The organism is Streptomyces sp. NPDC048258, from assembly GCF_043201995.1.
GTDB lineage: Bacteria > Actinomycetota > Actinomycetes > Streptomycetales > Streptomycetaceae > Streptomyces.
This window is the reverse complement of record NZ_JBICZH010000031.1, coordinates 16356-28925: the sequence shown is the minus strand read 5'-3', so window position 1 is coordinate 28925 and position 12570 is coordinate 16356. Positions and strand designations below refer to the sequence as shown.

8 protein-coding genes are annotated in these 12570 nt (G+C 73.4%); 5 read left to right on the top strand and 3 right to left on the bottom strand.

The genetic code is table 11. The features are described from left to right. The first annotated feature begins 94 nt into the window (after positions 1–94). Positions 95–3055 (top strand): hypothetical protein, encoded by a 2961-nt coding sequence (locus ACGFYQ_RS38310; protein WP_393751385.1) that lies wholly within the window; start codon positions 95–97, stop codon positions 3053–3055. Here the strand turns inward: ACGFYQ_RS38310 and ACGFYQ_RS38305 are convergent. Next, positions 2991–3833 carry an AraC family transcriptional regulator gene (locus tag ACGFYQ_RS38305; protein WP_393751383.1) on the bottom strand — a complete coding sequence of 281 codons (843 nt, stop codon included), beginning with the start codon at positions 3831–3833 and terminating at the stop codon, positions 2991–2993. The two genes, ACGFYQ_RS38310 and ACGFYQ_RS38305, sit on opposite strands and share 65 nt — an antisense overlap. A gap of 80 nt (positions 3834–3913) precedes the next feature. Here ACGFYQ_RS38305 and ACGFYQ_RS38300 point away from each other — a divergent pair, with 80 nt between their 5' ends. From ACGFYQ_RS38300 to ACGFYQ_RS38285, 4 genes are all read left to right on the top strand, one after another. Continuing rightward, entirely contained in the window at positions 3914–8503 is a 4590-nt protein-coding gene (locus ACGFYQ_RS38300; RefSeq protein ID WP_393751381.1) for an ATP-dependent helicase, read from the top strand. 158 nt (positions 8504–8661) lie between these two features. Next, the gene (locus ACGFYQ_RS38295) at positions 8662–9348 is read left to right on the top strand and encodes a hypothetical protein (protein WP_393751379.1); all 687 of its coding nucleotides are present in this window, start codon (positions 8662–8664) and stop codon (positions 9346–9348) included. 163 nt (positions 9349–9511) lie between these two features. Beyond that, complete coding sequence (locus tag ACGFYQ_RS38290; protein WP_393751377.1) at positions 9512–10306, top strand: Fpg/Nei family DNA glycosylase; 795 nt, start codon at positions 9512–9514, stop codon at positions 10304–10306. Further along, positions 10307–11122, top strand: coding sequence for an SDR family NAD(P)-dependent oxidoreductase (locus ACGFYQ_RS38285; protein ID WP_393751375.1), 816 nt, complete (start codon positions 10307–10309; stop codon positions 11120–11122). Positions 11123–11552: 430 nt separating this feature from the next. Here ACGFYQ_RS38285 and ACGFYQ_RS38280 read toward each other — a convergent pair whose 3' ends face one another. Beyond that, positions 11553–11930 (bottom strand): helix-turn-helix domain-containing protein, encoded by a 378-nt coding sequence (locus ACGFYQ_RS38280; RefSeq protein ID WP_202199433.1) that lies wholly within the window; start codon positions 11928–11930, stop codon positions 11553–11555. A gap of 109 nt (positions 11931–12039) precedes the next feature. Continuing rightward, the gene (locus ACGFYQ_RS38275; protein ID WP_393751441.1) at positions 12040–12549 is read right to left on the bottom strand and encodes a CinA family protein; all 510 of its coding nucleotides are present in this window, start codon (positions 12547–12549) and stop codon (positions 12040–12042) included. Positions 12550–12570 lie beyond the last annotated feature (21 nt).

Genomic DNA, 12570 nt, shown 5'->3' with positions numbered 1-12570 from the left:
CCGCGCTCCGAACCCGGATCGCTACGGTGAGTACATGGAGACTGCTCCGACACGCGTTGCTGTACGTCCTTCATATGCCGGGTGGGCCGCGTGGGTGTACTGGGCCCTCCTGATCGCCGGGGGCGTCTTCCTCGGTCTGTACTTCGACAGGCACAGAAAGCTGCCGAGCGAGGTGCCGCTCCAGCTCGCAGGCAGCTGGAGCAAGGCCTGGCTGATCATCTACCAGGATTGCCGGCCCCCCGGAACGCAGCTCTCATGCCAGTTCCAGCCGTTCCGCGACGCCCTCTGGACCGATTCGTTTCAGTTCATCCCCGGATACACACTGACGCTGCTCGCGCTGTTCGGTCTGGGCAGCTGCTTCCTGTACCGCAAGGTGTCGCGGAGGTTGATGTTCCGGGGCCTCGCCGCCACCGGGGTGATGGCCGCGGCGGACGTCTGCGAGAACGTCTTCCTCTACCGGGCCCTGGACGGGATCGGCACGGGCGCGGACGGCGACTGGCAGAAGGCGTCCTGGTGCGCGCTGCTGAAGTGGGCGCTTGCCGGTCCGTTGGCGGCGGTGGCCCTCTGGGTCGCCCTCACTCTGCTGGCCCGAGTCATCTCGTTCCGGGCCAAGGTGAGGAACGAGCCGTCGGCCACACCTCCCGTCGCCCGGGACCCGCGCGTACGGAAGGCCCACGAGCTCGCGAAACGCGGTGTGCCCCGGGACGACCCGGACATCATCACCCCGCCCGCCGCGCCGCACGCGATGACCCCCGTGAGCGAGTGGTCGGATCCCTCCGTCTCGGCGGAGCCGTCGGACAGCGCCAAGGAACGCTGGCGCACCCGCGCGCTCGAACTGCCCGGCCGGAAACCGGCGGAGGTGGGCATCTGCGTCTCCGGCGGCGGCATCCGCTCCGCCTCGGTCACCCTGGGCGCGCTGCAGGCCCTGCGCGAGGGGGGCGTGCTGGCCAAGGCCCGCTACCTGGTGTCCGTATCGGGCGGCGGCTACATGTCCGGGGCGTTCCAGCTGGCGCTCACCGGCCGGCGGCCCGCCCATGCCGCCAATGCCGGTCTCGCCACGGTGCGGGACGTGTTCGCGCCCGGCAGCCCGGAAGAGGACCACATCCGCCGGCACGCCAAGTACCTGGCGGACAGCCCGCGGGAGAGACTGCTGGCCGCGGGCATCGTCTTGCGCGGCCTGAGCGTGTCGCTGGGCCTGCTGGCGCTGGCGTTCGTCGTCGCCGGCGTGTATCTCAGCGAGTTCTACGACCTCGTCCCGTTGACGGATCTGGACCGTCTGCGGACGTACCCGACCGCTTCCTTCCCCGGGCTGTCCGACCAGCTGCACGGAGAGGTGCGTACGCCCCTCATCGCCCTGGTGGCCCTCGCCGCCGTGGTGTCCGTGGCGGCGTCCCTGGTCAGGTCGCACAACGGGAAGTCCCGCCCGCCCTGGGTGCGGACCACCGTGAAGGGCATCCTGGCCCTGGCGGCGGCCGTCGCCCTGTTCGCCGTGGTCCTGCCGACCGTGCTGTGGTTCTTCGCCTGGCTGGCCAACCGTGCGGACATCTTCCCGGAGGGCCCCGAGGGCATCTCGGCCTTCGGTGCGCTGACGGCCGCCGCGACCGGACTGGGCGGTGTGTTCACCGCCACCAAGGGCCGGGTGACGAAGGTGAAACCGGACGGCGACAAAGCGGGTCCGTTCTCGGGAGCCAGATCGATCGTGACCCGGAACGGCACCAGCTGGATCCAGACGCTCGTGGTCTGGCTGGTCCTCACGCTGGTCGCGTTCTTCGGTCTGGCCCTGCTGTCCTGGTCCGCCGTCTACGCGCACAGCTGGAGCGGGTGGTGGCGGTGGGGCCTGGCGGCCGCGCTGCTCCTCTCGGCCCTTCTGGTCGACCAGACCACCTTCAGCCTGCACCCCTTCTACCGGCAGCGGCTGGCCGGCGCGTTCGCGGTGCGCCGGGCCGTGCTGCGCGACGGCTCGGTCGGCGCCCTGCCGTACGACTACAACGCCGAGACGACCAAGCTGAGCGAGCACGGCGGGCAGGTGCCCGGGTTCCCCCAGGTCATCTTCGTCGCCTCGGCGGCCCTGTCCCTGCGCAACCGCACCGCGCCGGGGCGGCCCGCGGTGCCGTTCACCTTCTCCCACGACTACGTGGGCGGCCCCGACACCGGGTGGGTACGGACGACCACGATGGAGAACACGGCCCACCCGGTGGTCGGCCGCGACCTCACCGTGCAGTCCGCCGTCGCGGTGTCCGGCGCCGCGTTCGCCTCCGCGATGGGCACCCAGTCGATGGCCGCGCAGCGGCTGCTCGCCCTGTCCAACCTGCGCCTGGGCACGTGGGTGCCCAACCCGCTGTACCTCGCGGAAGTGGCCCAGCGGGGCCCGGACTGGGTCATGCCGCGGCTGCCGCGGGTACGCCGGCTCCGCTACCAGCTCCAGGAGCTGGTCGGCCGGTACTCGGACAGCAGCCCCATGCTGCTGTGCACCGACGGCGGGCACTTCGACAACCTGGGTCTGGTGGAGCTGCTGCGGCTGCGCTGCCGGACGGTGTACGTGATCGACTCCTCGGGGGACTCGCCTCCGCTGGCCACGACCCTCGCTCAGGCGGTCACGCTCGCCTACGAGGATCTGGGCGTGCAGATCACCTTCGACCAGAAGGAGGTGCTGAAGCTGGTTCCGGGAAGCGCCGAGAAGGTGGAGCCGACGGAACCGATGGCGGCCCTCAACACGCGGTTCTCCGCGAGCTGCCTCGTCAAGGGCGTCATCACGTACCCGGAGGACGTGGAGTTCGAGAAGGACAAGCCGGGCACCAGGCTCGGCACCATCGTCTTCGCGAAGGCGAGCCTGACCCCGGACATGCCGTACGAACTGCTGAGTTACGCCCTCAAGGAGAAGGCGTTCCCGCGACAGAGCACCATGGACCAGTGGTTCGACCACACCCAGTTCGACGCCTACCGCGAACTGGGCTACCACCTCGGAGCCGCGGCCGTGTGGCCCGCTCCGGTCAAGCGGCGCCGCCTGTTCGACCGCGCCGGTAGGCCCCCGGCGGAACACCGACAATCCGGGTGAAGTGCCGGTTCAGGTGCGGCTGGTCGGTGAAGCCGACCAGCACGGCCGTCTCCGCCGGCGGGGTGCCCCCGTCCAGCAGGCGGCGGGCCCGGCGGACGCGGGCGTCGGTCAGCCAGGTGTGCGGGGGCATGCCGTAGCGGTCGCGGAAGGCGCGCAGCAGCGCGAACGGGCTGGTGCCCAGCTCGGCCGCGAGCTGCTCCAGTGACGGCGGGTCCGCGAGGCGTCCCTCCAGGACGGCCCGGGCCCGCTCGGCGTCGGCGGCGCCCGCGCGCCGTACCGTACGGGCGGGCAGCGGGCCCGCGTGCCGGCTGAGCATCCGCGCCACGACGCCCCGCAGCAGCGTGTCGGCCGCCAGCGCGTTCCCCGCCTCGGCGGCCCGGTGGACCTCTGTGATCGCCTGCGAGCCCTGCGGGTCGGCGACCATGTCGGCGGTGAAGCCGGGGGTGCCGCGCAGGGTGCCGATCTCGTCGGCGACCTCGGTGATCAGCGCGCGGGAGGGGTAGAGCGTCGCGTACGCCCAGCCTTCGGGCACCCCGGCCCGCGCGGTGTGCGCCACCTCGGGGTTGATCAGGACCACGCTGCCCGGCCCGGCCCGCACGGTGCCGCCGGGGAGCCCGATCTCCTCGATGCCGCCGGTGACGGCCGCGATGACGTACCCGTCGTGGGCGTGGCGCGGGAAGGTGTGGCGTACGTAGTGGGCGCGAAGCAGGTCCAGCCCGGGCAGTTCCGGGTACTGCCAGTGCCGGGCCCACTCCCGGCGCCCCTCGTCCGTCCCCATCTCCCCATTCTGCGCCCCACCGGGGACGGGTGTTCTCGCAGGTCCGGCCCGTTGTCAGTGCCGGGGTGCACGATGGGGGCATGTCCGGCTCCGCGCTCGCATCGTTCTCCCCCGCGACCCGCTCCTGGTTCACAGGGGCCTTCGTCGCGCCCACTTCCGCGCAGGAGGGCGCCTGGCGGGCCATCGGGGCGGGGTCGGACGTGCTGGTCGTGGCGCCCACCGGCTCGGGCAAGACCCTGGCCGCCTTCCTCGCCGCCCTCGACCAGCTGGCCTCGGTCCCGCCCCCCGCCGAGCCGAGGAAGCGCTGCCGGGTGCTGTACGTGTCTCCCCTGAAGGCCCTGGCCGTGGACGTGGAGCGCAATCTCCGCAGCCCGCTGACCGGTATCCGCCAGGAGTCCGTCCGCCTCGGTCTGCCCGAGCCGGAGATCCGCGTCGGGATCCGCTCCGGCGACACCCCGCCGGCCGAGCGGCGGGCCATGGCCACCCGCCCGCCGGACATCCTCATCACCACGCCCGAGTCGCTGTTCCTGATGCTGACCTCGGCCGCCCGGGACGCCCTCACCGGGATCGAGACCGTGATCCTGGACGAGGTGCACGCCGTGGCCGGGACCAAGCGCGGCGCCCACCTCGCCCTGTCCCTGGAGCGGCTGGACGAGCTGCTGCCGCGCCCGGCACGCCGGATCGGTCTGTCGGCGACGGTCCGGCCGGTGGACGAGGTGGCCCGGTACCTCGCGCCGCGCGGCCGGGTGGAGATCGTCCAGCCGCCGTCGGCCAAGGAGTTCGACCTGTCGGTGGTCGTCCCGGTGCAGGACATGGGCGAGTTGGGCGGATCCCCCGCCACCGAGGGCCGGGAGGGCGGCGACAAGCCGTCCATCTGGCCGCATGTGGAGGAGCGGATCGCGGACCTGGTGCAGGCGCACCGCTCCACGATCGTGTTCGCCAACTCCCGCCGCCTCGCCGAGCGGCTCTGCAACCGGCTCAACGAGATCGCGTACGAGCGGGCCATGGGCGAGAAGCTGCCCGAGGGCTCTCCCCCGGCGGAGATCATGGCCCAGTCGGGCGCGGCCCACGGCGCGCCGCCGCTGCTGGCCCGCGCCCACCACGGCTCGGTCTCCAAGGAGCAGCGGGCCCTGGTGGAGGAGGACCTGAAGGCGGGCCGGCTGCCCGCCGTGGTGGCCACCTCCAGCCTGGAGCTGGGCATCGACATGGGCGCCGTGGACCTGGTGGTGCAGGTCGAGTCCCCGCCGTCGGTGGCCTCCGGGCTCCAGCGCGTGGGCCGCGCCGGGCACCAGGTGGGCGCGGTCTCCACCGGTGTGGTCTTCCCCAAGTACCGGGGCGACCTGGTGCAGGCGGCGGTGGTCACCGAGCGGATGCGCACCGGCTCGATCGAGTCCCTCCGGATCCCGTCGAACCCCCTGGACGTACTGGCGCAGCAGCTGGTCGCGATGGTCGCGATGGACACCTGGCAGCTGGACGACCTCCTCGCGCTGGTCCGCCGGGCGGCGCCCTTCGCCGCGCTGCCGGAGTCGGCGTTCACGGCGGTGCTGGACATGCTGGCCGGCCGCTATCCCTCGGACGCGTTCGCCGAGCTCAGACCGCGCGTCGTCTGGGACCGCGTCGCCGGGACGATCACCGGCCGGCCGGGGGCCCAGCGCCTCGCGGTCACCTCCGGCGGCACCATCCCCGACCGCGGCCTCTTCGGCGTCTTCCTCGCGGGCTCGGACCCGAAGAAGGGCGGCGGCCGCGTCGGCGAGCTCGACGAGGAGATGGTCTACGAGTCGCGCGTCGGGGACGTCTTCACCCTGGGCACCACTTCCTGGCGGATCGAGGACATCACCCGCGACCGCGTCCTGGTCACCCCCGCGCCCGGCGTGCCGGGCCGGCTGCCGTTCTGGAAGGGCGACCAGCTGGGCCGCCCCCTCGAACTGGGCCGCGCGGTCGGCGCGTTCCTCCGCGAGCTGGGCGGCCTCACCGACGAGGACGCCCGGCTGCGCCTGCTGGCGGCCGGTCTGGACGCCTGGGCAGCCGAGAACGTCCTGGCGTACCTCGCCGAGCAGCGCGAGGCCTGCGGCCACGTGCCGGACGACCGGACCATCGTGGTCGAGCGCTTCCGCGACGAGCTCGGAGACTGGCGGGTCGTCGTCCACTCGCCCTTCGGCGCGCAGGTGCACGCTCCGTGGGCGCTGGCGCTCGGCGCCCGCCTCGCCGAGAAGTACGGCATGGACGCGCAGGTCATGCACGCCGACGACGGGATCGTGCTCCGCCTCCCGGACGCCGACCTGCTGTCCATGGACCTCCTGGACCACGACCCCTCCCGTCCCGCCGGCTTCGAGTTCGACGACGAGCAGGCCCCGCTGGGCGCGGCCGATGTCGCCTTCGACCACGGCGACATCAACCAGATCGTCACCGACCAGGTCGGCGGCTCGGCGCTGTTCGCCTCCCGCTTCCGCGAGTGCGCGGCCCGCGCCCTGTTGCTGCCGCGGCGCAGTCCGGGCAAGCGCACCCCGTTGTGGCAGCAGCGCCAGCGCGCCTCCCAACTGCTCCAGGTGGCATCGGAGTTCGGCTCCTTCCCGATCGTGCTGGAAGCCGTACGCGAGTGCCTCCAGGATGTCTTCGACGTGCCCGGCCTGACCGAGCTGATGGGCGACATCGAGGCGCGCCGCGTCCGCCTGGTCGAGGTCACCACCCCCGAACCCTCGCCGTTCGCCCGGTCGTTGCTCTTCGGGTACGTCGCCCAGTTCCTCTACGAGGGCGACTCGCCCCTGGCCGAGCGCAGGGCGGCCGCGCTGTCGCTGGACTCGCGCCTGCTGGCCGAGCTGCTCGGTCAGGCGGAGCTGCGCGAACTGCTCGACGCGGAGGTACTGGAGGAGCTGGAGCGGGAGCTGCAGTGGCTCACCGAGGACCGGCGGGCCAAGGACCCCGAGTCGGTGGCCGACCTGCTGCGCCTGCTGGGGCCGCTGACGGAGGAGGAGCTGGCCGAGCGCGGGGCCGATCCGGCCTGGGCGCGGGAGCTCGCGTCGGCCCGCCGCGCCATCCGGGTCCGGATCGGCGGCGCGGACCACTGGGCCGCGATCGAGGACGCGGGCCGGCTGCGGGACGCACTGGGCACGGCTCTCCCGGTCGGCGTCCCGGAGGCGTTCACCGAGCCGGTCAAGGATCCGCTGGGCGATCTCCTCGCCCGGTACGCCCGCACCCACGGGCCGTTCACCACGGCGGCCGTCGCCACCCGCTTCGGGCTGGGCCCGGCGGTCACCGAGGGCGCCCTGCACCGGCTCGCGGCGGCCGGGCGGGTGGTCCAGGGCGAGTTCCACCCGGCGGGCATCGGCCAGGAGTGGTGCGACGCGACGGTGCTGCGCAGGCTCCGGCGCCGTTCGCTGGCCGCGCTGCGCCAGGAACTGGAACCGGTCCCGCCGACCTCCCTGGCCACCTTCCTCCCGCAGTGGCAGCACCTGGGCGGAGCCCTGCGCGGTATCGACGGCCTGGCCCGGGCGGTCGAGCAGTTGCAGGGCGCCCCGGTCCCGGCCTCCGCTCTGGAACGCCTGATCCTCCCGTCAAGGGTGAGCGGCTACTCCCCCGGCCTGCTGGACGAGCTGACCACCGCGGGCGAGGTGGTGTGGGCGGGTGCCGGCGCCCTCCCCGGCAAGGACGGCTGGATCTCCCTCTACCTGGCGGACGCCGCCCCGCTGCTGCTGCCCCCGCCGCACCCCCTGGAGCTGAGCCCCCTGCACCAGGCGGTCCTGGACCGCCTCTCGGGCGGGTACGGCCTGTTCTTCCGCCAGATCGCCGAGGCGGTCCGCGCGGAGTTCCCCGAGGTGTCCGACGTCGCCCTCTCCGAGGCGGTGTGGGACCTCGCCTGGTCGGGCCGGCTCACCAACGACACCCTGGGCCCCCTGCGTTCCCTGCTGGGCTCGGGCCGCACGGCGGGCTCGACGGCCCACCGGGCCCGGCGGACGGTCCCGCGCGGGCGGTACGGCACGCTCAGCGCGACCGTGTCCCGTACCGGCCCGCCCACGGTCTCGGGCCGCTGGTCGCTCCTGCCGTCCCACGCCCCCGACCCGACCCACCGGGCCCACGCCCTGGCCCGCACCCTGCTGGACCGGCACGGGGTGGTGACCCGCGGCGCAGTCGCGGCGGAAGGGGTGGAGGGCGGCTTCAGCGCGGTCTACCGCGTCCTGTCGGCCTTCGAGGACAGCGGCCAGGCCCGCCGGGGCTATGTCGTCGAGGGGCTCGGAGCGGCCCAGTTCGCGATGGACGGCGCGGTGGACCGCCTGCGGGCCGCCGAGCGGACCCCGCCCCCGCTGGCGGCGGTGGTACTGGCCGCCGCCGACCCGGCGAACGCGTACGGCGCGGCACTGCCCTGGCCGGAGCCGCCCGCCGGGGCCACCCACAAGCCCGGCCGCAAGGCGGGCTCCCTCGTGGTCCTGGTCGACGGCGAGCTCACCCTGTATCTGGAGCGTGGCGGCAAGACCCTCCTGGCCTGGCCGGATCCCGGCGACCCCCGCCTCACCGCCGCCGTCGAGGCCCTCGCCACGGCCTCCCGCACGGGCACCCTCCCCGCCCTCACGGTGGAACGGATCAACACCGCGGCAGCCCTGACCTCGCCCCTGGGCCTGGCCCTGGAGGCGGCCGGCTTCCACGCCACCCCGAGGGGTCTGCGCCTGCGCTCCTGACGGGTTCCGTACGGTCTCGACTCCGCCACGTATGTCTTGGGCATGTCACGAAACCGCTGCCGGACCCGGCTGAGCTGGCAGAAGTCCTTATCCATGCTTTATCAAAGATGATCACAGGCATCGCGTTGGACGATGCGCAGTCATGGGGGAGAAGAAAAGTGAGCACCATCAGCATGCGCAAAACCACCCTGGGCGCGGTCGGCCTGGCGGTCGCCGGAACCCTCGCCCTGACGGGCTGCAAGAACGGCAACGAAGAGCCCGTGGCGCAGCCGTCCTCCCCGGCGGCCCCGTCCGCCCAGCCCTCGCAGCCGACCCAGCCGAGCACCTCGGCGAGCCCCTCGGCCGGCGGCTACGGCGACGCCCCCGCCGGGGCGGCGGGCACGGCCAAGTCCGGCCAGACCTTCAAGCTCGGCGAGGCCGCGACGGTCCCGTTCAGCTACGGAAGCAACAAGGGCGGCCAGATCGCCCTCACCGTCACCGCGATCGAGCAGGGCAACCCCTCCGACCTCGACGCGCTGAAGCTCGGCGACAAGGTGAGCGGGAAGGTCCCGTACTACATCCGCTACACGGTCAAGAACACCGGCACCACGGACCTGTCGTTCTCCTCGGTGGGCCACATCAAGGGCCTGCTCGGGGACGGCAGCGAGGCCCAGGGCCTGTCGATCATCGGCAAGTTCGAGAAGTGCCCGAACGAGTCGCTGCCGAAGGGCTTCACCAACGGCCAGACGCAGAACAGCTGCGCGGTGGCGCTGGCCCCGTCGGCCCAGACGAAGGTCTCCGCGGCCGAGTACTGGGGCGAGCCGTACAACTCGCTGAGCAACAACAAGGGCCTCGTCTGGAAGTAGCAGCGGCCACCCCGCCCTGCGCTCCGACCCCCGGCACACCGGAAGCCACACCTGATCGAGCCCCCGCGGCGGCACCCCGCCGCGGGGGCTCGTCCCGTACGGCCCGGCAGTCCCGCGGCCCGCGCCCCCACGGCCCCACGACCCCCGGGGTGACAATGGGGCCATGCCCGAAGGTGACAGCATCCGGCGCGCGGCCACCCGCCTCCACGCCGCCCTGGCCGGCCGGGAACTCACGCGCTGCGACCTCCGCGTCCCCCGCTTCGCCACCGCCGACCTCACCGGCCGCACCACCCTCGACGTCACGCCCCGCGGCAAACACCTCCTCACGCGCTTCGACGGCGGGCTCACCCTGCACAGCCACCTCCGCATGGACGGCGCCTGGCACGTCTTCCCCGCGGGCGCGAAGTGGCACGGCGGCCCCGTCCACGAGATCCGGGCGATCCTCGGCACCGCCGGCCACACCGCCGTCGGCTACCGCCTCCCCGTCCTGGAGCTGATCCGCACCGCCGACGAGGACCGGGCCGTGGGCCACCTCGGCCCCGACCTCCTCGGCCCCGACTGGGACCCCGACCGAGCGGCCGCCAACCTCCTCGCCGCGCCCGAGCGCCCCCTCGGCGAGGCACTGCTCGACCAGCGCAACCTCGCCGGGATCGGCAACATCTACAAGGCCGAACTCTGCTTCCTGGCCCAGGTCACCCCCTGGACCCCGGTCGGCGCCCTCCCCGGGACCACCCTTCCCCGCCTCGCCGCCGCGGCCCACCGCCTGCTGTCCGCGAACACCGGCGACAGGCCGGGCCCCCGCAACACCACCGGCAGCCGCCGCCCCGGCCAGGACCTCTTCGTCTACGGCCGCACCCACCACCCCTGCCTGCGCTGCGGCACCCCGATCCGCGAGGCCCCCCAGGACGGCCGCCCCACGTACTGGTGCCCCCGCTGCCAATCCGGTCCGACGCCCTAGTTGACGGGCCGTCAGATCCGCTCGTACGGTCCCGGCATGCCCACACCCACAGCCTCAGCCCCGTACGACCTCACCGGCCGCACCGCCCTGATAACCGGTGCCGCCAGCGGCATCGGCCGCGCCACCGCCGTCCTCCTCGCCGGGGCGGGCGCGCACGTGCACTGCGCGGACCGCGACGAAAAGGGCCTCGCCGAGACGGCGGCCCTAGTCGCCGAGGCCGGCCACGGCGCCGCCACCGTCCACCCCCTCGACGTCACCGACCGAGCCGCCCTGCGGGCCGCCGTCACCGCCGCGGGCCCGCTCGACATCGCCGCCGCCATCGCCGGGGTCATGCACACCAGCAGCGTCCTGGAGACCACCGACGAGGACCTCGACCGGATCCTGGACATCAACTTCAAGGGCGTCCTGCGCACCTGCCAGGAAGCCGCCCGGTCCATGATCGCGTCGGGCCGCCCGGGCTCGATCGTCACGATGGCCTCCGGAGCCGTGGACGCCGCCCAGCCCGGCCTGCTCTGCTACAGCGCCGCCAAGGCCGCCGTCGTCCAGCTGACCAGGACGCTCGCCACCGAGACGGGCCCGCACGGCATCCGCGTCAACGCCGTCGCCCCCGGCTGGATCCGCACTCCGATGACCGGCCGCCACGGTCCCGAGGTCCAGGAGCAGACCGAGGCGATGATGGTCCGCATGTCCCCGCTGCGCCGGGTCGGCGAGCCCGAGGACATCGCTCAGGCCGTGCTCTACCTGGCGTCGGACGCCTCGTCCTTCATGACGGGCCAGATTCTTCGCCCGAACGGCGGAGTGTCGATGCCCTGGTAGCCCGGGCGGCCCTGCCGGCCCCGCCACCCGCCCTGCCGGCCCCGCCACCCGCCCTGCCGCCCCTTCCGGCCTTGCGCACCGGACCCGGGACACAGTGCACCGGGAGCAGCCCCAGCCCCCACCCGCCCACGGCCACCGCGCCTTCCACGGGCCCGGACTCCGCGGGCGCCAGGACCAGCCGCAGCACGGCCCACCACCACAGCACCCCCACCGCCAGCGCGAGGGTCGAAGCCACAGGCATGCGCAGTAACCGCCGCACGGCTACCTCCCTGGGGGTACCCCCAGACGGAGTCTGGGGGAGGGCCGGGACCCGGACGGCCCCATCCTCCCGCACCCCTCCCGCCGCCGCACCCAGAACGGCCGGGAGCCCCGGCCGGTGCCTGACGCACCGGCCGGGGCTCCGGCCACACTCACACGCTCACGTACTCGCTCACGCGGCTACGACATTCACCGCTTCCGCAGGCGCCTTGATGGTCACCCGCTCCGGCCCCGTGACCGAAGCCATGGAGACCGAATTGAGCATCGGGCGGACCGGCACACTCACCGGTTCGCTTGCCGCGGCCGACTGTGCCAGCTCGGCCAGCGACAGTTCATCGCTGACTTCGCGCATCAGCTCGGACATCCGTACGTCCAACGCGTCGCAGATCGCGGAGAGCAGCTCGGAGGATGCCTCCTTCTGCCCCCGCTCCACCTCGGAGAGATAGCCGAGCGAAACTCGGGCCGACGAGGAGACTTCGCGCAGAGTACGGCCCTGGCGCTGGCGCTGCCGACGCAGCACGTCACCCAGCAGGCGACGGAGCAGAATCATCGGTGGCTCCCTCCTCTGACCGTGTAGCCGCATCCTTCACGCCCCACCGTACCGCCTCGCGCCGCGGCCGTGCGGGGAGCGATGTCGTGTTCACTCAGGGCTGCAAACATCAAATCCCCCCGTTCTGTTCCGTATCCTGCCCCCGCGCATTCCCACGGAGTTGGCCTGAGAGAAGTTCGAGCACTGTCCGTGCACTCTCCCTACGGATTTCCGCACGGGAGCCGTTCAACCTCAGCTGGACCGTTTTCCTGCCCCACGGCCCGTCCACGGCGACGAAAACCGTGCCCACCGGCTGCCCGTCCTGCGGGTCCGGGCCGGCCACCCCGGTCGTCGCGATTCCCCACGATGCGCCCATCACGCGCCGCACCCCGGCCGCCATCTCCGCCGCGACCTGGGCGTTCACCGCGCCTTCGGCGGCCAGCAGCCCGGCGTCCACCCCGAGGACCCGGTGCTTGAGCTCCGTGGCGTACGCCGTGACCGATCCGCGGAAGGACCGCGAGGCCCCGGGGACGGCGGTGAGCTCGGCGGCCACCATGCCTCCGGTCAGCGATTCGGCGACGGCGAGGGTCTGATCACTCTCCGTGAGCAGCCGCAACACATCCGTGGCGGCGGCGGCCAGCGCCGCCGTCCCGGCTTCCCC